Genomic DNA, 19,093 nt, shown 5'->3' with positions numbered 1-19,093 from the left:
TTGGGGCATGATCGAGTGCCATGGCGGTTCCCCCGGACAACCCCCCGGGCGCCCCGGCCACCCGGGACGCCGTGCTGGCGTGCGGCGTCTACGTCGACGGCGCCCGCCTCCCCGGCTCCTGGTCACCGGCGGAGGCGGCCGCCGAGGTGCGGGCGCGCGGGGCCGGGTTCGTCTGGATCGGCCTGTTCGAGCCCGACGACGACCGCATCCGCGACGTGGCCGAGGTGTTCGGCCTGCACGAACTGGCCGTCGAGGACGCGGTGCACGCCCACCAGCGGCCCAAGCTGGAGCGCTACGACAGCAACCTGTTCGCGGTGTTCAAGACCGTGCGCTACGTCGAGCACGAGTCACCCACCACCACCAACGAGATCGTCGAGTCCGGCGAGATCATGGTCTTCCTCGGCCACGACCACGTCATCACCGTCCGCCACGGCGACCACTCCGGGCTGGCCACCCTGCGCGCCGACCTGGAGCGGCAGCCCGAGCGGCTGGCCGGCGGCCCCGCCGTGGTGCTGCACGCCATCGCCGACCGCGTGGTCGACGGCTACCTGGAGGTCACCGAGGCGTTCCAGGGCGACATCGACCTGGTCGAGACCGCCGTGTTCGCGCCGCGCAGCCGGGTCGGCATCGAGCAGGTGTACCTGCTCAAGCGGGAGCTGATGGAGCTGCGCCGGGCGGCGGTGCCGCTGGCCGGCCCGCTGCGCAGGCTCGGCGACGGCCACTGCGGGCCGCTGGTGCCCGACGCGGTGCGCTCCTACTTCCGCGACGTCGACGACCACCTCACCAGGGTCACCGAGCGCGTGGCCGGCGCCGACGAACTGCTCTCCACCCTGATCGACGCCACGACGGCCAAGGTGTCGTTGCAGCAGAACAACGACATGCGCAAGATCTCCGCGTGGGCCGCCGTCATCGCCGTGCCCACCATGGTCTTCGGCACCTACGGCATGAACTTCGACACCGTGCCCGAGCTGCACTGGCGGTACGGCTACCCGCTGGTCCTGGCCGGCACCCTGGGCGTCTGCCTGGTGCTCTACCAGCTGTTCAAGCGCAACCGGTGGCTGAGCAGGCCGGGCCGCTCCGGCATGCCCGCCCGCCCCATGTTCTGGGTGCTGCTGCTCCTCCTGGCCTGGCTGGTCCTGATCGCCACGCGGATTCCGCGCGGCACCTGAGGGACCGGGCCCGAAGGGTGTCCACCGACCTGAACACCCTTCCGCGGGCCACCGGTCAACGCCCGCCCTCCCGGGCCACGGGCACCAGCCCCCGCGGCGCACCCGCCGGCTCCAGCAGGCCCCGGGACAGCTTCACGTCGCCCCCGTGCCGGATCGGCACCTCCTCGGACACCCCCCGCCCGGACGCGAGCCGCAGGCTGACGTCCAGGACGTGCAGGGAGTACGCGGCGCTCAGGAACGGCTCCCGCCCCTCCAGCAGGGCCAGCGCCAGGTCGGACACGCCCGCGCCCACGGTCAGGTCGTGCGTGTCGTCGTAGTGGTGCGGCGTGGGCGGGACCACGAAGGGCAGCTCCACCGGCTCACCCAGGTACTCGTGGTCCTTGCCCGAGGTGGGCACCCGGCGCCGCAGGACGACGGGGCAGGACGCCTGCCACACGTCCGCCACCGAGAGGGTGCCCCGGTCCCCGATGACCACCAGCGACTGGTCCCGGGGCGCCACCCAGCCGATGCTGATGCGGCACACCGCCCCGCTCGCGAACTCCAGGAACCCCAGCGACACGTCCGGGGCGACCTCGCCCCGGTCCAGCCCGGCCCACTCCTGCGACAGCAGCGTCGCGGTGTGCCCGGTCATGCGCTTGACCGGCCCGAACATCGCCACGAGCCAGCTCAGCTGGTAGCCGGCGTGCTCCATCACGCAGCCGTTGCGCACCTCGTCCTCGTACGGCCACGGCACACCGCGCTTGCTCCGCCAGTGGTCGTAGGACATGAACGCCAGCGCGCCCATGTCGAGCGCCGCGTGCACCAGCAGGGGGCGGCCCACCAGGCCGTCCTCCACCGCCTTGAGCAGCGTCTGCGCGGACTGGCTGAACACCGTCGACGGCGCGCTGGACAGCAGCAGGCCGCGCTCCTCGGCCAGCTCCACCAGCTCGCGGGCCTCGTCCAGGTCGGAGGCCAGCGGCTTCTCCGAGTAGACGTGCTTGCCCGCGAGGAGCGCCGCCTTGGTCGTGCGGTAGTGGTCGGTCACGGGGGTCAGGTTCACCACGACCGAGACGCCCGGGTCGGCCAGGACCGCGGCGAAGTCCTCGTACACCCGGCCCCCGTACTCGTCGACGAAGGTCTCGGCGCGTTCGCGCCGCGGGTCGAAGGCGCCCTTGACCAGCAGGTGCGGGTAGTTCGGCAGGGTGGCCCCGTAGAAGTCCGACGCGTACCCGCACCCCAGGAAGGCGATGCCGACCCGGTCGACTCCGCTCAACAGGGCTCCGGCACCGGTGGCAGGCCCAACCGCTGACATGTTTCCTCCAGTTGTTCGACGACGTACTCGTCCACGGGGATCAGGCCGGAGACCTCGGCCGGGGACCGGACCAGCGCCCCGCGCCCGCCGGGGACCCGGACCGGCAGGTCGGGTGAGCGGGGTGCCGAGGCCCGGAGCGCGTCCGCGACCTCGCCCACGTGGCGCCGGTAGGGCTCGACGGGCCGGCGGCGCGCCACGTCGATCGCCACCAGGAACCCGCCGGCGACGCCCCCGGCCCGCGGGCCGTCGCCCAGGGCGGCGAGGCAGGCGGTGGCCAGCGCGAGCCCGTAGCCGACCGCGCCGCCCGCCGGCAGCAGGCTGCCGGAGCGCAGGACCTCCGCCGGGTCCGGGCACGGCCGGCCGTGCCGGTCCTGGCCCACGCCCTCGGGGAGCCTCCCGCCCGAGGCGGCCAGCGCCGCCACCGCGTTGTACGACCTGGCCGACGTGGACATGTCGATCACCACGTCTCCGCCCTCGGCCGGGAAGCCGAACGCCCACGGGTTGGTGTCGAACACGCGCTCGACACCGCCCAGGGGCGCCACCACCCGTTCGCTCGGCACGAAGGCGGACCCGCAGGTCAGGATGCCGATCAGGCCCTGCGCCGACAGCTGGGAGACGTAGAGGCCCAGGCGGCCGACGTGCCCGAGGTCGCTGAGGCCCACGGTCGCGAACCCGTGCCGCCGCGCGTCCTCGGCGGCGCACGCCACGGCGTGCCGCATGGTCCCGGCGCCCAGGCCGAAGCCCCCGCTCAGCGAGGTGTGGCCACCGTCCCGGCCGATCACCCGGGGGCGGGCGGACGCGACCAGCTCCCCCACCGAGACCTGGTGGGCGTAGGTGGCGACCAGGCGCACGCCGTGGCTGGCGTGGCCGGCCAGGTCGGCGGCCACCAGGGCCAGCGCGACGGCCGACGCGGTCTCCTCGTCCGCGCCCAGCGCGCGGAAGACCCCGGCGGCCCAGTCGAGGGCGGTGGTGGCGGGCCACCGCACCCGCTCGACCACCGGACCCCCGAACGCCTGCGTCACCCGTTGCCCCGCTCGTCGAGCACCACGCTGCCGTCGCCGCGGTCGCCCTCGATCAGCTCCTTGTGGTGCTCGGCGACCTTGCGGAACATCGCCGCGTACTCCTCGATCACGGCCTTGTCGTAGCGGCGGAACGGCGGCACGGTGAACGCCTTCACCGACTCGGCCACCGGCAGGTCGCCCCGCCGCTGCGGCGGGTTGCCCGAGGCGTGCCGGTTCGTCGGCCTGCCCTCGCGGTACACGTCCGCGCTGTGGAACAGCTCGTGGGTGTGCAGCGGCTCGCGGATGCAGATGCGGGTGGCCGCGTAGAAGCCCTCGGCGCGCACCGCCTCGACGAACCGGGAGACCGACAGGCCGTTGAACTTCTCGGGCTGGTAGACCCCGTGCGGGTTGTACCAGCCGCCCATGGTCGAGCCGCTGCCGCGCGGCGGGCGGTGCGCCACCAGGCCGGGCACGTCCTCCAGCAGGTCCCAGAACAGGTTCATGGCGGCGTCGATCTCCTCGACGCGCTCGTCGAACCGGCGCAGCTGCTCGCGCCCGATCGCCGCGCTGAGGTTGTGCATCCGGGAGGTGACGCCGCCCAGCGGCAGGCCGGCGAAGCGCAGCAGGTCCGGGTCGCGCACCTCGCCCGGGTGGAACCGGAAGTTGTGCCCCCAGGCCAGGGCCCGGTCGTGCAGCGCGGTGTCGTTGGTGGCGATCATGCCGCCCTCGCCGATCGACAGCGGCTTGCCGCACATCGAGAACGCGGCGATGTCGCCCAGGGTGCCGACCTTGCGCCCCTTGTAGAGGCTGCCGTGGGCGTGCGACGCGTCCTCGATGACCTTGACGCCGTGGCGGCGGGCGATCGCGCAGATGGCGTCCATGTCGACCGGGTAGCCGAGCAGGTGCACCACCACGATGGCCTTGGTGCGGTCGGTGATCTTGCGCTTGACGTCGGCCGGGTCGATGTTCATGGTCAGCGGGTCGATGTCGGCGAAGACCACGCTCGCGCGCAGGGTGAACGCCTGCACGCAGGTGGCCCAGTACGTCGACGTGGGCACGATGACCTCGTCGCCGGCGCCGACGCCGCAGGCGAACATGGCGCCGAGCACGGCGTGCGTCCCGGAGCTCTCGGTGATGACGTGCTCGACGCCGAGCCAGTCGGTCAGCTCCTTCTCGAACGCCGGTACCGTCTCGAAGTCGAGGTAGCTCGGCTTGCGCATCGTGCGCAGCACGGCCTCCTCCTCTTCCCGGCCCAGGATCGGCCACTCGAAGAGGTCGTCGCGCGGCACCCGGATCGAGGGGTCGCCGCCCAGCACTGCCAGTTCACTCATGTCGTGTCCTCACTCGCGTCGCCGGACTTGCGTCGCCGAACGGAACGGCGGTCGTTGGTGCGGTGCCCCGGCGGGTCACCGCGGTCGGAGGTCCAGGAACCGGTCGCCCCAGAGCGCCTCGACCTCGTCGAGCACGTCCGCGTCGGCCGGGTCCGCCGCGTCCAGGCCCAGCTCGCCGAGCGTCCGCACGCCGTCGAACCGCTCCAGCAGCAGGGCGGTCCGCGCGCCCACGGGGATGCGCTTGGCCTTGGTGTAGTTGCCGGTCACCCACGCCGACTCGTTCTTCGCCGCGTCCACGCGCCGCTCGATCCGCGCGTAGGGCTCCAGCACGGGGACCAGGTCGGTCAGCGGCCGGCCGGTGGTGGGCTTGGAGACGAGGAAGTCGTCGACCACGAGGTGGTCCAGGCCCGTGGTGAGGAAGGTGCGCACCGCGTCCTCGACGGAGTCGACGATGGGTTCGGCGTGGTTGTTGAACGAGGTGTTGAGCAGGACGGGCACGCCGGTGCGCGCCTCGAACTCCTCCAGCAGCAGCCAGAACCGCTCGTTGACCGCGCGGTCCACCGCGTGGACGCGGGCGGTGCCGTCGACGTGGGTCACCGCGCCCAGCCCGGCCCGGTGGTGCTCGCGGACCGGCACGGTGAAGACCATGAAGTCGGAGACGGTCGCGCCCTCGGGGATGTCGAAGTACTCCCGGACGTTCTCCGCCTGCACGGACGGGGCGAACGGGCGGTAGGTCTCCCGCTTCTTGACCAGCAGGTTGACCCGCTGCCGGTTCTCCTCCGGGCGCGGGTCGGCCAGGATGCTGCGGTTGCCCAGCGCGCGCGGGCCGAACTCGGAGCGCCCCTGGACCCAGGCGACGACCTTGCCGTCGGCCAGCAGCTCCGCGACCCGCTGCTCGGTCCGGGTCAGGCGCTCGACCTCGACGAAGCCGCGCCACCGCGCCAGGGTTTCCGCGGTCCGGTCCGGCGCGGGCAGCGGCTTGCCCCAGTAGACGTCGCGGACCCGGCGCCGGGTGAGCCTGCCGGAGGTGTCGGCCTGGACCTTCAGCGCCGCGCCGAGGGCCGCGCCCGCGTCGTGCGCGGCGGGGTGCACGAACACGTCGTCGAAGGTGCCGCCCGCCAGGAGCTTGCCGTTGAGGGTGCAGTTCTGGCCGACGCCGCCGGCGATGGCCAGGCGCCGGTGCCCGGTGACCCGCTGCCAGTGGCTGATCAGGTGCGTGGCGACCCGCTCGGTGACCTGCTGGAGGGCGGCGGCGAAGTCCTTGTGCTGCTGCTCGAAGGGCTCGCCCTTGCGCCGGGGCGTGAACCCGGTGCGGAACATCGTGGTGCGCAGCTTGGTGAAGTCCAGGCGGAAGTCCCCGTCCGGGAGCAGGTCGTACAGGGGCGCGAGGGCGGCGGCGTAGGTGTCCGGGTCGCCGTAGGGGGCGAGGCCCATCACCTTGTACTCGTCGAACAGCCCGTAGCCGATCAGCTCGGTGCCGGCGGTGTACCAGTGGCCGATGGAGTTCTCGGGGGTGTTGGTGGCGAGCAGCTCGACCTTGTCGCCGTTCGCGGTGTAGACCGAGCTGGACTCCTCCTCGCCCCGGCCGTCCATGACGACGACCAGGGCGTCGTCGTAGCCGGACTGCGGGTACGCCGAGTAGGCGTGCGAGTCGTGGTGGGCGACGAAGGTCAGCCGCTCCTCGGGCAGGTCCTCCTCCAGGGCCTCGGCGAACCGGGCGGTGATGAGGTCGCGGGCCCACCGGATGCCGACGCCGGGGTGCTCGGTGTACTGGTGGAACAGCTCCTTGTCCGTCCACGCCTCGTCGAAGAAGAACGCGACCGAGTCGACGTCCCCGAGCTTGATGCCGGCCTGCGCGAGGCAGGCCCGGGCGGCGTCGCCGGCGAACCTGTTGGTGTGCTTGATCCGGTTGAGCCGTTCCTGCTCGACGGCCGCGACGACGTGCCCGTCGTGCACCAGGACGGCGGAGGCGTCGTGGAAGAACCATTGGGGCAGCCCCGGCACGATGTCCTCGGTGGGCGGCGAAAAGCAGCAGTTCAACCCCAGGGTGTACAAGTCGTGCGCTCCGTTCTGCTTCGCGGTGTGCTCGGGTGGGCAGCGGCGCGGGCTTCAGCGGTCGGCGGGGTCCTCGGGACCGGGCGACGCGCCGGCTTCCAGCCAGGTCAGCCCCAGGTAGGTGGTCAGCAGGCAGCGGACCAGGTTCTCGACCGGCGGTGAGAAGGACAGCCGGAGGCGGCGGTTGACCGGCCGCGGTGCGGTCATCATCTCCTCGGGGACCACCCGGACGCCGAACAGGTGGGCCAGCACGCCGAACACGTCGAAGGTGCGGCTCACCGGGATGGGGCCGATCCGGCCGCGGGCCAGCACGGCGTCGCAGTGGACCACGAGGAAGAACCCGGCCTCGGGCTCGAACTCGACCGCGAACCAGTGCCGCAGGCCGGTGGTGGTGAACGCGTGGGCGACCCGCCGGTGGTAGTCCAGGACGGCCGGCGGCAGGTCGTCGTAGTCCCCGACGGCCTCCCCCGGCGCGTCGACCCCGTCGTGGTCCGGCGGGCACACCACGACGCCCTGGTCGAACTTCCACCGGAAGAACCGGTCCACCTCGGACCGCAGCGCGGTCCGGGCGGCGTCGCGCTCGGCGGGCGAGAGCCGCGCGGACCCGACGCCCTCGACCATCGCGATCAGCAGCGCCCGCCGGAAGTCGTAGCCCGTCGCCGGGTCCCAGGACTCGTCCGCGAGGTAGGCCCGGGCGCGGTCGGCGTCGTCGGCCAGCGCGCCGGCCAGGGCGTGCTGGAAACCCGTGTAGACGAAGCCGATGGTGCTCTCGACGGCCCGGGTGACGGCCTCCGCGTCCGCGGTGGCCACCAGCAGCACGCCGATGCGCGGGTTGGCCAGGGCGAACGGCTTGGAGACGCCGAACAGGACGCAGGTGTCGCGGTGGTGTTCGAGCAGGGTGCCCTGGGCCCGGGGCGAGCTGCGGATCGAGTGGTAGGACATGTCCTCGATGGCGGTGATCCGGTGCTCGCCCAGCACCCGGCCCAGCTCCGCCAGGTGCGCGTCCGAGGGCAGCGCGCCGGTGACGGCCGGGGTGATGTGCAGGTGGCCGACCACGCGCGGTGGCCGCAGCACCTGGGCGGCCCGCCGGTGCAGCTGCTCGGCGCCCAGGATCTCCGGCCAGCGGGCGACGGCGCGCGCGAACAGCTCGTCGCCCGCCGCGAGGTTGTCCAGCCCGTCGAGCCCCTCGGTGAGGGCTTCGACGTCGGCGGGGGTCGCCGCCGTGCCGATGACGCCGCGGGCGTGCAGCTCGTCGAGGGTGCGGCGCACCAGGACCACCCGCGCGGGCAGCCACGCCCGGTGCAGCGCCGCGTTCCGCTCCCGGACGACGCGGTCCAGGGCGGCCACGTCGACCGTGCCGTCCGCCGCCATGGGCACCGCGGCGACCGCCCCGCCCGCCCGGTACGGCTGGGTCAGGAAGAAGCCGTAGGAGACCTCCGGGTGCAGGACGACGTCCCCGGCGACGGCGACCAGGTGCTGGCAGAGCGCGTTGTAGAGGCTGATGGTCCCGCTGCCCACGACGGTGCTCAGGCCGTCCAGGTGGTCGGCGAGCGGGAAGCCCATCGCGGTGACGTAGCCGCGGACCGCCTCGTCGAGCCCGTCGACGCACTCCGGGCCGAAGTACCGGGCGAAGTCGGTGGCGCCGTCGACCTGCTCGCGGAGCCGGTCGACGAACGGCGGGTACGGCGGTGCGGACGCGTCGCCGGTGTCGAGGTTGCCCTGGCCCGGCACGCAGTCCACCAGCGCGCCGGTGCGCGGGTCGACCTCCTGGTTGCGGCTGGTGAGGACCTGGAAGGCCCAGCGGCACAGGAACGGGAACCGCGCGGTCTCGTCGCCCTCCAGCCGGGCGTAGCGGTCGTGGAAGTCCCGGAGGAGTTCCCGGAGCCGCCCGATCGTGGCGGGTTCGAGGGCCCGCGAGACGGTGCCGCGGAAGACGGGCCGGGCGGCCCGGTCGAGTTGGTCGGAGGAGGTGTGCAAGGCTCGTTGCCCCATCCTGGTAGCGGAACGCCGGCGGTCGGTGGTGCGGGGCTCGCTCATCCCGCGGCCGGCAGGTGGGTCACCTCGACCGGGGTCAGCAGGACGCGGTCCGCCCCGGTCCGGCGCGCCGGGCCCACCAGCTCGACCTCCGCGCGCAGCGGCAGGTCGCCCGCGGAGCGGCCGACGGACAGGACGAGGCGGCCCGGTTCCACGACCCGGTGCAGGTCGAGGCCGGTGAACGAGGTGCGGTCGGCGTGGACGGTGAAGGTGACCCGGGCGCGCGCCCCGGCCGCCAGCTCCACCCGGGCGAAGCCGATCAGCTCGCGCACCGGGCGGACCACGGGCGCGACGGGGTCGGCGAGGTAGAGCTGGACGACCTCGGCGGTGGCGCGGTCCCCCCGGTTCGCCACGGTGCAGCCGACCGTGAAGCTGCCGTCGGTGGGGCAGGTCGGGCCGGACAGCTCCAGGTCCGCGTAGTCGACCTCGGTGTAGCCGAGGCCGTGGCCGAAGGGGTAGGCGGGCGTCGGGTCGACCACGCTGGTGTCGCTGCGCCCGGCGAGCGCCGCGTGCAGGTAGGTGCCGGGCGGCGCGTCCGGGTGCCGCGGCACCTGCACGGGCAGCCTGCCGGTCGGGCCGACCCGCCCGGACAGCACGCCGGCCAGCGCGGACGCGGCCTCCTCGCCCGGGAAGAACGCCTGGACGCGCGCGCCGAGCAGGTCGTCCTGCTCCGCGATCGCGTACGGCCGGCCGGACACGGTCACCAGCACGGTGCGGGTCCCGGTGGCGAGCAGTTCCGCCAGCAGCTCGCCCTGCCTGCCGGGCAGGGCCAGGGTGGTGACGTCGCAGCCCTCGCCCGAGGTGCCGTCGCCGAACAGGCCCGACCGGTCACCGAGGACCGCGACGCACACGTCCGCGCCGCGCGCCGCCTCGACCGCGGCCGCGAACCCGTCGCGGTCGGGGCCGGCGAAGTCGCAGCCGGGGGCGTACCGCACCTCGGCACCGGGGAACTCGGCCCGCACCGCGGTCAGCAGGGTCGGGATGTCCACGCCCGTCCCGACGTCCGGGTGCAGGGCGCGGACGTGGTTGGGGAAGGCGTAGCAGCCGAGGAAGGCGTACGGGTCGTCCGCGACCGGCCCGACGAGCGCGATCCGGGCGGGGTCCCGCAGCGGCAGCAGGCCGTCGTTGCGCAGCAGCACGACGGACCGCTCCGCGAGCACCCTGGCCACGTCGCGGTGCGCCGCCGAGTCGAGGTCCGGTGCCCGCCCGTCGGCCAGCGCGTCCGGCTCCGGGTCCCAGTCCGGGTCGAGCAGGCCCAGGTCGACCTTCTGCCGCAGCACCCTGGTCAGCGACCGGTCGACGAGGTCCTCGGGCACCCGGCCGGAGCGGACCAGCTCGGCCAGCGGCACCCCGTAGCAGCGCAGCACGGGCAGCTCGACGTCCACGCCCGCGGTCAGCGCGATCTCGGCGGCGGCCGCCGGGGAGTCGGCGAGCATCTGCTGGGTCTGGAGGAAGGAGACGCCGTAGTAGTCCGAGACCACGAGGCCGTCGAAGCCCCACTCCCGCCTGAGCAGCCCCTCCACCAGGGGGCGGTCGGCCGCGGGCGGCACGCCGTCGACGCTGGTGTAGGCCAGCATCACCGCGCGGGCGCCGCCGTGCCGGAAAGCCGTCTCGAACGGGGGCAGCACGACGTCCCGGAACTCGCGCGGCCCCATGCTCACCGGTGCCAGGTTGCGGCCGCCGGTCGACGCCGAGTACCCGGCGAAGTGCTTCGGCGTGGCCACCACGCCCGCGCCCTGGAGGCCGGCGACGAAGGCCGCGCCGAGCACGCCGACCAGGTGCGGGTCCTCGCCCAGCGTCTCCTCGACCCGGCCCCACCGGTAGTCCCGCACCACGTCGAGCACCGGCGAGAGCCCCTGGTGGACACCGAGGGCGCGCATGTCCGCGCCGATCAGCCCGGCCATCCGCCGCACCGAGTCGACGTCGAACGCGGCGGCCCAGGCGAGCGGCGTGGGGAAGGCGGCGGCCCGGAACGCGGTCAGCCCGGACAGGCACTCCTCGTGCACCACGGCCGGGATGCCCAGCCGCGTCCGGTCCCGCAGCCGGCGCTGCACGTCGGCCAGGCCGGCGGCGCTGACCAGCGGGTCGAGCGGCAGCGTGCCGTAGACCCTGGTGAGCTGCCCGATGCCGTGCCCGGTCGCCTCCTCCACCGTGGTGGCCGGCTCGTCCAGGTAGTTCAGCTCGGCGCCGCTGAGCTCCTGGTGGTGCGGTGCCATGGCCAGGCCGCCGTCGGTCGGCTGGAGGCTCAGCCAGGCGCTGCCGAGCTGGGCCAGCTTCTCGTCCAGGGTCATCGCGGCGACGAGCGCGCGGACCCGGTCCTCGGCGGCCAGCGCGGGGTCCCGCCAGGGCCGGTCCGCGATCCCGGTGGCCGCGGTCCCGGTGGCCGCGCCGTCGCCGGGTGACGGCGGCGCGGCGCCGGGCGAATTCCCGACCACTGACATGGCTTGGGCCTCCTCGGGTCGTGGGCGCGGCGCGGTGGGCGCGGCGGGACGACCCGCGCGCCATTACCGCACCTGCGGTGGAAGGGTCGGGACCAAGATCGGTCCCGCGAAGGAACCCGGACGGCGTGGAAATGCCCGTCGTCGCGGGAAATCGGAGGTCCGGAAGACCGGACGACGACCGCTCCGCCCCGGTGCGACAAGGCGTACCGCGGGGCGGGACAGCGGCGTCAGCCGATCCGGTCCCTCATCGGGAAAAAACGGGCGGGATATTCGCCGAAAACCTTGGAACCGATGCTGCCAATCCCCGGACCGCCATCCCGGCGGTCGAGTTCGGCCCCCCATGCCGTGACATGTCCAGCACGTTACCCACGACCGCACGCCGAGGCAATATTCGTCCTCTGATGGCCTGACTGCGGGCCCGGGACCTGCGGCATAAAAAGTTTCGAAACTTTTTAGTCGTTGACGGAGGTCGGGGCGGGCGGTAGCGTCCGGCCGGGGAAAATCCCGTCCGCAGACGGGTGGAGCGGCCGTCCGCCACTCCGGAAAACCGAATCCGCACTGGGGGAACTGTGCCGGGGGAAGCTTCGACGTGAGGGTGCCGGGTGCGCCGCACCGACCTTGACGTGCGCAAATAACGATCTGTGACCACCGACGGGCGGTCGGCCTTTGGGGTGCCCGCTTCCCGGGCATTCCCAGGTGCCCGCCCGAAAGCGCGGGCAATTCGCCGCGCACACCGTCCGCGCTCGACGCCTTTTATCGACAACGCTCGGGGGAACCTGATGGCGCTGGTGGTATTCGACTGTTTCGACACCATTGTCGTGCCGACGCCGAACGCCCCGCGACTGGAGCAGTGGGCCGACCTGTTCGCCGCGCACCTGCGCATTCCGCAGGCGCGGGCCCGGCGGGCGGTCTACCCGATGATCACGAGCTGCCTCGGCGACGGCCCGATGAACCTGGCCACCGAGGACGTCCTGCGCCGGACCCTGTGCCGCGGCCCAGGCGCGCCGCCCCTGGCCGACGCGCTCGACGCGCTGTGGGTGGCGGCCGGCAACGCGGACGGCCGGTACGCCGCCGCGCCCGGCGTGCACGCGCTGCTGGCCCGGCTGCGCGCGGAGGGGCACACCCTGCGCCTGCTGTCCAACTGCGTGCTCACCCGCGACCACATGACCCGGCTCCTGCGCGACTTGGACCTGCTGGCGCCGTTCGACGAGCTGCACCTGTCCAGCGAGGGCGTGGGCAAGAAGCCGGGCCGGGCCTTCTTCCAGCGGGCCGCGCACGGCTCGTGGGACCGGGTCGTCATGGTCGGGGACAGCCCCGAGGTCGACCTGGCGACCGCCGCCGACCTCGGCTGGGCCACCGTCGACGTGCTCGCCGAGCCGGACCCCTGGGCCGCGGTCCTCGCCCGGGCGGGCGGCGCCCCGGCGGACCCGGAGCCGTTGAGAGGCGGGCAGGCGCACCTGACCGACGCCCTGCGGTGGCGTGCCCGGGAGCAACCCTCCCGCGTCGCCCACCGCGTGGTCGGCGGGGACGCGCTGACCTTCGGCGAGTGGCGGCGCCGCGCCGAGGCCCTGGCGGCGCGGATCTCCGCCTCGTGCGCGCCGGGTTCGCGGGTCGGCCTGGCCTTCGCCCGGACCGAGGCGGCCGAGGCGGCGGTGGCGCTGCTCGCCGCCTGGCTGGTCGAGGCCGTGCCGGTGCTGCTGCCCGCCGACCGCGCGGTCCGCTCGGCGGTGACCGACGGGCTGGGCCTGGTCGGCGTCCTGGACGGCTCCGGCTGGGCGTGGCGGCGCCCGGTGGACGACGTGCCCGACCCCTACACCGGTCCGGAGGAGCGGCGTGACGCCGCGGTGGTGCTGACCTCGGGCACCGAGGGGATGCCGAAGGCGGTCGCGGTCCCCCGGTGCGACCTGGTCCGGGACGTGCCCGAGCCGTGGAGCCCGGAGGTCATGGTCAACCTCTCCCCGCTGTCCACGGTGGACGCGCTGGGGAACCTGACCGCGCCGCTGCTGGACGGGCGGCTGGTGGTGACCCTGAACGGCGTCACCGGCGAGGGCTTCCGGCAGGCCGTCGAGGAGCACCGGCCCACCTACCTCAAGCTCGTGCCCTCCATGATCAGGCTGCTCGCGGCGTCCGGCACCCCGCCGACGACGTCGGTCACCAGGATCGCGCTCGGGTCGGCGGCCATCGGCGTGCCGGACGTGGCCGCGCTGCGCGCGCTGTTCCCGCGCGCCCGGATCGAGGCGGACTACTCCAGCACCGAGTCCGGGCGCGCCTCGCTGGTGTGCCGGGTGGACGACTACGAGACCACCGGCTGGGCGGGTGAGCTGGGCGCGCCCCGCTTCGGTGGCGGCGTGCGGCTCGTCGACGAGGACGGTGCCGTGATCGGGGCACCCGGCGTGCCCGGCGAGATCCAGCTGCGGCCGCCCGACGGCGTCCCGCGCCGGGTGATCACCCTGCCCGGCCAGGCGCCCCGCCGCGCGGCGGACGGCTGGGTGCCGATGGGCGACGTCGGCGAGTACGACGACCGCGGCCGGCTGTGGTTCCGCTGCCGCACCTCGGAGGTCGTCAACGTCGGCGGCGAGAAGGTCTCCCTGCCCGACGTCGAGGCCGCGCTGCTGCTCGTGCCCGGGATCGCCGAGGTGGCGACCGCCGCGGTGGCGCACCCGGTGCTCGGTTCCGCGGTCGCCGCCCTGGTCGTCCCGGCGGACGGCGCCGACACCGCCCTGGTGCGCGGGGCGGTCGCCCGCCGGTTCCGCGGCGCCGACCGCCCCGGCCGGATCGGCTTCGTCGACCGGATACCGCTCAACGACAACGGCAAGGTCTCGCGCGCCGAGGTCGCCCGGCTGGTCGCGGAAGCACCGCAGCAGGTCGCCCCGGTGACCGAGGACGCCTTCATGGCCGTCGTCCGCGCCGCGCTGGGCGACGGGCTCTCGGTGACCGACTCGGTGGTCGACTCGGGCGCGTCGTCGCTGGGCCTGGTCCTGCTGTGCGTCGACCTGGAGTGGAGCTTCGGCGTGCTGCTGGACGTCTTCGACGTCCTGTCCGCCCCCAGTTTCGCGGACCTCATCGCCGTCACGCGCGAACGGCAGCACGACGCCTTCGCCCGACCTTGAACGGGGTCTCATGACCGAGCCACTGCCGCACCTGTCCGGGTTCGCCGCCTGCCTCGGCGCCCGGGAGGCGATCCGCGACGCCGCGGACCCCGACCTCCTCGCCGAGGCCACCGCCCTGCACGCGGCCGACCTGCGCCACTACCGGCGCACCGACCGGGACGTCGTCGAGCTGGCCACGCGCAGCGCGACCCGCACCCTGGCCGCGGCGGCGACCCCGCCGGCCGCCGCCGTCTACACCTCGGACACGTTCGCCGGGACCCCGACGAAGGCGCTCCGGCAGGTGCTCGACGGCACCGGCCTGGGCGACGCCGACGGCACGGTGGTCGGCGGGCGGGGGTGCGACAACCTCTGGCCGGCGCTGGACGCGGCGCGGTCCCGGCTGACCGGGCGGGCCGGCGTGCTGGTGGTGACCGCCGACCGGGTCGACCGCGGCACCCGGCTCAACCAGGACGCCCGGACCGTGATGAGCGACGGCGCCGCGTCCTGCCTGGTGTCCCTGGACAGCCGCGGCCCCGCGGTGCGGCTGCGCGCCGGTGCGGCGCTGCCCGTCTCGCCACCGCCCGGCGCGCCACCGCTGCTGCGGGCCCGCCACCACGTCACCGCGCTGCGGGCGCTCAGCGACCGGCTCTTCGCCGAAGCCGGCCTGGCGCGCGAGGGCTGCACCTCGGTGATCACGAGCAACGTGGGCCTGAACGTGGCCCAGATGTTCCGGTCCGCGGTGGGCGGCCGGGACACCGCGCTGTACCGACCGCGCGCCACCGACGTCGGGCACTGCTTCGCCGCCGACGGCCTGCACACCCTGGGCCTGTGGCTCGGGGAACCGGGCCGGGCCGCCGGTGACGTCGTGCTCGTCGTCGCCACCAGCCCGCACTCCTGCTCGCTCATGCTGCTCGAAGCGCTCACCCCCGGCGAGGTCGAGGTCGATGCCTGAGAACTCCCGTGCCCGGCGGTACTGGGCGGAAGCGGTCGAGCCCCGGTTCTTCCTGGTGCGCAGGCTGGGCGTGGCCGGCGCCGGCGTGCTCGCCCTGGGCCTGCTCACCAACACCGCCCTCGGCGTGCTGCCGGTCGCCTTCGTGGTGGCCGCCGCCCGGCTGGTCGGCCACGTGCCCGAGGCGGTCGCCGCCGGCACGGGCGGCGCCGCGTGGGACGCCCTGGTCACCGCCTTCCTGGTGGCCTCCGGCTGCTTCGTCGCCCAGCAGGTGCTGGCCCCGGTGCAGACGGCGCTGGCGCAGGTCGTCAAGCACCGGGTGGACGGGCACTTCTACGCCGAGGTCATCGCCGTGGTGTCGCGGAGCGCGTCCCTGCGCCCGGTGGAGGACGAGCGCAGCCGGGAGCACCTCCACCTGGCCACGGAGACCCTGCTCCGCGGCGAGCACACGCCCGGTGACGCGGTGGCCGGGACGCTCGCGCTGGTGGCCCGGTACGTGCGGCTGGTCGGCTTCGGCGTGGTGATCGGCGTGGCCGTGTCGTGGTGGTCGGCGGTCGCGGTGTGCGCGGGCACCATGGTCTTCCGCTACGGCCACCGCGGCGGCCTGCGGATGTGGACCCGGCTGTGGCCGGAGATCGGCCCGCTGCGCCGGGAGAGCGACTACTTCCGGGACGTGGGCATGGAGCTGTCCACGGCCAAGGAGCTGCGCGTCTTCGGCCTGACCGGGTGGGTGGTCGAGCGCTACCGGTCCAGCTCGGTGGCGGCGCTGCTGCCGCTGTGGCGGGCGCGGCGCGTCTACAACGTCCACCGGTTCGTGTGGTTCACCGCGATCGGCCTGGTGCTGCTGAGCGCGACCGTGGCGCTCATGCTGCGCTCGGCGGTGACCGACTCCCTGTCGCTGACCGCGCTGCTGCTGGGGTTGCAGGCGACCGTCGGCGCCGCCCTGCTCGGGGAGTTCTACCAGGAGGCGGACGTGGCGACCCAGTTCGGCATGCTGGCCGCGCGGGCCCTGGCCGACTTCGAGCGGCACGTCGACGAGCAGGTGGCGACCGAGAGCCCCGGCGGCGCGGACGCGCGGGGGCTGCCCCGCCGCGAGATCCGGTTCCGGGACGTGTCGTTCGGGTACGCCGGGAGCGACCGGCTCGTGCTCGACGGCCTGGACCTGACGCTGCGGGCCGGCGAGTGCACCGCGCTCGTGGGCCTCAACGGCGCCGGGAAGACCACGCTGGTCAAGCTGCTGGGCCGGCTCTACGAACCCACGTCCGGCGCGGTGCTCGTGGACGGGGTGGACGTGCGGGAGCTCGACGTGGCGTCCTGGCGCCGGCAGCTCGCCGTGGTCTTCCAGGACTTCAACCGGTACGAGCTGCCGGTCCGCGACAACATCGCCTTCGGCGCGCTCGACGCGGACGACGCGGACCGCCGCGTGGTCGCCGCGGCCCGCCGGGCGGACGTCGACGGGGTCGTGGCGGGCCTGCCCGGCGGTTACGGCACGGTGCTGTCGCGGCAGTACCGGGGCGGCGCGGACCTGTCGGGCGGCCAGTGGCAGCGGGTGGCGATCGCGCGGGCCCTGTACGCGGTCGCCGCGGGCGCCAGGGTCCTGCTGCTCGACGAGCCGACGTCGGCGCTCGACGTGCGCGCCGAGGCGGCGTTCTTCGACGAGTTCGCCGAGCGCACCCGCGGGGTCACCACCCTGCTGATCTCCCACCGGTTCTCCAGCGTCCGCCACGCCGACCGCATCGTCGTGCTGGCCGGCGGGCGGGTCGTCGAGGACGGCACCCACGAGGCGCTGCTGGCCCGCGGTGGCCGGTACGCCGAGCTGTACCACCTCCAGGCGGAGCAGTTCGCCCAGGACGCGGGGAGGACCCGGTGACGGGCGGGCTGTTCACCAACGCCGTGGCCATGGTCGCGCTGGCCTGGCGCACCAGCCGGGGCAGGATCGCGCTGGCGCTCGGCCTGACCGTCCTGGCCGGCGTCTCGTGGCCGCTGGTCGCGCTGGCCCTGCGGGGCGCGGTCGACGCGTTCGTCGCCCGGGACGGGTCGGCGGCCCTCACGGCCGGGGTGCTGGTCGCCGTCAGCGTCATCGGCGCGCTGGTGCTGCAGCACTTCGCCTACGTGCCCTACGCCGAGGTGGCCGAGCTGGCGACCCTCTCGCTCGAAGCCGAGCTGGTGGAGCTGACCAACGGGTCGGCCGGGCTGGCCCACCACGAACGCGCGGAGCACGCCGACCGGATCGCCCTGCTGCGGCGGGAGCTGCCGCAGTTCGGCGAGGGCGTGATCGGCCTGATGACCGCGCTGTCGCTGGTCGTCACGATGGCGATCACCAGCGTGCTGCTGGCCGCGCTGAGCCCGTGGCTGCTGCTGCTCCCGGTCGCCGCGGTGCCGCCGGTGGTGGCCGGCCAGTTCGCCCAGCGCCGGGTCGACCGGGCCAAGCGGGCCGCGGCCGAGGACACCCGGCTGTGCGAGCACCTGTTCCGGCTCTCCACGCAGGCCGGCCCGGTCAAGGAACTCCAGCTCCACAACCTGCAGGGGGAGATCCGCCGCCGGCACGTGCGGCACTGGGCCGGGGCCGGGCGGGTGCTGCTCAAGGGCGAGGCGTCCGCGGCGGCGCTGATCGCCGCGAGCCAGGTCGCCTTCGCCGCGGCGTACGTGGTGGCGGTGCTGCTCGTGCTGCGGCAGGCGGTGGCCGGGGACAGCGGCGTCGGTGACGTGGTCCTCGTCCTCACCCTGGCCGCCCAGGTCCACCAGCAGGTCAGCGCCGGGGTGGAGCTGCTGCAGCGCTTCGGGCGCACGTCCGCCACCATGACCGGGCTGCGGTGGCTGCGCGAGCTGATCCGCGCGCAGGAGCCGGTCGGCGCGGACGCCGCCCCGCCCGAGCGCATCCGCCGCGGCATCACGCTGAGCGGGGTCTCCTTCACCTACCCCGGTACCCGCGAGCCGGTCCTGACCGGCGTCGACCTCGAACTGCCCGCCGGGTCGGTCGTCGCGGTCGTCGGCGAGAACGGCGCGGGCAAGACCACGCTGGCCAAGCTGCTCTGCCGGTTCTACGACGCGACCGAGGGCACCATCGCGGTGGACGGCGTCGACCTGGCCCGGATCGCGCCGCGGGCCTGGCGGCGGCGCGTCACCGCGGCCTTCCAGGACTTCGTCCGGTTCGAGCTGACCGCGCGGCACGCGGTCGGCGTCGGCGACCTGCCGAGGGTCGACGACGATCCCGCGGTGCTGGCCGCGCTCGGCCGGGCCCGCGCGGACGACCTGCTGGACCGGCTCGACGACGGCCTGGCCACCCAGCTGGGCAAGACCTGGACCGAGGGCACCGAGCTGTCGGGTGGCCAGTGGCAGAAGGTCGCCCTCGGCCGGGCGATGATGCGCGAACAGCCCCTGCTGCTCGTCCTGGACGAGCCCACCTCGGCCCTGGACGCCCAGGCGGAGCAGCGGCTGTTCGAGCGGTACGCCGCGAACGCCAGGCGGGTGGCCGCGGCGACCGGTGGCATCACCCTGCTGGTGTCCCACCGGTTCTCCACCGTGCGGATGGCCGACCTGATCCTGGTCGTGGCCGACGGGCGGATCACCGAGGCGGGCGGCCACGACGACCTGATCCGCTCGGGCGGCCTGTACGCGCAGCTCTACGCGATGCAGGCCGCGACGTACGCCCGAGCCGCTAGCATCCCCCGACCGTTGCCGGAAAAAGCCTTGCCCAGTCTGGAGAAGTGAGTTGTTCGAGGTCTCCGAGGAA

11 protein-coding genes are annotated in these 19,093 nt (G+C 74.4%); 5 read left to right on the top strand and 6 right to left on the bottom strand.

Going from position 1 to position 19,093, the window contains the following annotated elements; genetic code table 11:
• Positions 1–20: 20 nt before the first annotated feature.
• Positions 21–1,169 carry a magnesium and cobalt transport protein CorA gene (locus EKG83_RS16965; protein ID WP_084716934.1) on the top strand — a complete coding sequence of 383 codons (1,149 nt, stop codon included), beginning with the start codon at positions 21–23 and terminating at the stop codon, positions 1,167–1,169.
• Between the two features lie 55 nt (positions 1,170–1,224).
• On the opposite strand, the gene EKG83_RS16960 is transcribed toward EKG83_RS16965, so the two are convergent.
• From EKG83_RS16960 to EKG83_RS16935, 6 genes are all read right to left on the bottom strand, one after another.
• Positions 1,225–2,421: a Gfo/Idh/MocA family protein gene (locus tag EKG83_RS16960; RefSeq protein WP_051766623.1), complete on the bottom strand. Its 1,197-nt coding sequence runs from the start codon at positions 2,419–2,421 to the stop codon at positions 1,225–1,227.
• Positions 2,418–3,482 (bottom strand): Ldh family oxidoreductase, encoded by a 1,065-nt coding sequence (locus EKG83_RS16955; RefSeq protein WP_033434034.1) that lies wholly within the window; start codon positions 3,480–3,482, stop codon positions 2,418–2,420. The genes EKG83_RS16960 and EKG83_RS16955 overlap by 4 nt, the downstream gene beginning before the upstream one ends.
• The gene (locus EKG83_RS16950) at positions 3,479–4,792 is read right to left on the bottom strand and encodes a DegT/DnrJ/EryC1/StrS family aminotransferase (protein WP_084716936.1); all 1,314 of its coding nucleotides are present in this window, start codon (positions 4,790–4,792) and stop codon (positions 3,479–3,481) included. Before EKG83_RS16950 ends, EKG83_RS16955 begins: the two co-directional genes overlap by 4 nt.
• A gap of 75 nt (positions 4,793–4,867) precedes the next feature.
• Positions 4,868–6,847, bottom strand: a complete 1,980-nt coding sequence (locus tag EKG83_RS16945) for a carbamoyltransferase family protein (RefSeq protein WP_228122648.1) — start codon at positions 6,845–6,847, stop codon at positions 4,868–4,870.
• A gap of 54 nt (positions 6,848–6,901) precedes the next feature.
• Positions 6,902–8,839: an aminotransferase class I/II-fold pyridoxal phosphate-dependent enzyme gene (locus tag EKG83_RS16940; protein WP_153278174.1), complete on the bottom strand. Its 1,938-nt coding sequence runs from the start codon at positions 8,837–8,839 to the stop codon at positions 6,902–6,904.
• Positions 8,840–8,880: 41 nt separating this feature from the next.
• Positions 8,881–11,322 carry a glycoside hydrolase family 3 N-terminal domain-containing protein gene (locus EKG83_RS16935; protein ID WP_084716937.1) on the bottom strand — a complete coding sequence of 814 codons (2,442 nt, stop codon included), beginning with the start codon at positions 11,320–11,322 and terminating at the stop codon, positions 8,881–8,883.
• A gap of 779 nt (positions 11,323–12,101) precedes the next feature.
• Here EKG83_RS16935 and EKG83_RS16930 point away from each other — a divergent pair.
• Genes EKG83_RS16930 through EKG83_RS16915 form a run of 4 tightly spaced genes read left to right on the top strand, consistent with a single transcriptional unit; the run spans position 12,102 to position 19,071 of the window.
• A complete protein-coding gene (locus tag EKG83_RS16930; RefSeq protein WP_033434037.1) occupies positions 12,102–14,432 on the top strand; it encodes an AMP-binding protein in 2,331 nt (776 codons plus the stop codon).
• Positions 14,433–14,442: 10 nt separating this feature from the next.
• Positions 14,443–15,363 carry a hypothetical protein gene (locus EKG83_RS16925; protein WP_033434038.1) on the top strand — a complete coding sequence of 307 codons (921 nt, stop codon included), beginning with the start codon at positions 14,443–14,445 and terminating at the stop codon, positions 15,361–15,363.
• Complete coding sequence (locus EKG83_RS16920; protein WP_033434039.1) at positions 15,356–17,230, top strand: ABC transporter ATP-binding protein; 1,875 nt, start codon at positions 15,356–15,358, stop codon at positions 17,228–17,230. Before EKG83_RS16925 ends, EKG83_RS16920 begins: the two co-directional genes overlap by 8 nt.
• Positions 17,227–19,071, top strand: coding sequence for an ATP-binding cassette domain-containing protein (locus EKG83_RS16915; protein WP_228122647.1), 1,845 nt, complete (start codon positions 17,227–17,229; stop codon positions 19,069–19,071). The genes EKG83_RS16920 and EKG83_RS16915 overlap by 4 nt, the downstream gene beginning before the upstream one ends.
• The last annotated feature ends 22 nt before the right edge of the window (positions 19,072–19,093 follow it).

It is taken from the genome of Saccharothrix syringae (genome assembly GCF_009498035.1).
In the GTDB taxonomy this organism is placed as follows: domain Bacteria; phylum Actinomycetota; class Actinomycetes; order Mycobacteriales; family Pseudonocardiaceae; genus Actinosynnema; species Actinosynnema syringae.
This window is presented reverse-complemented; position numbering and strand designations above follow the sequence as displayed.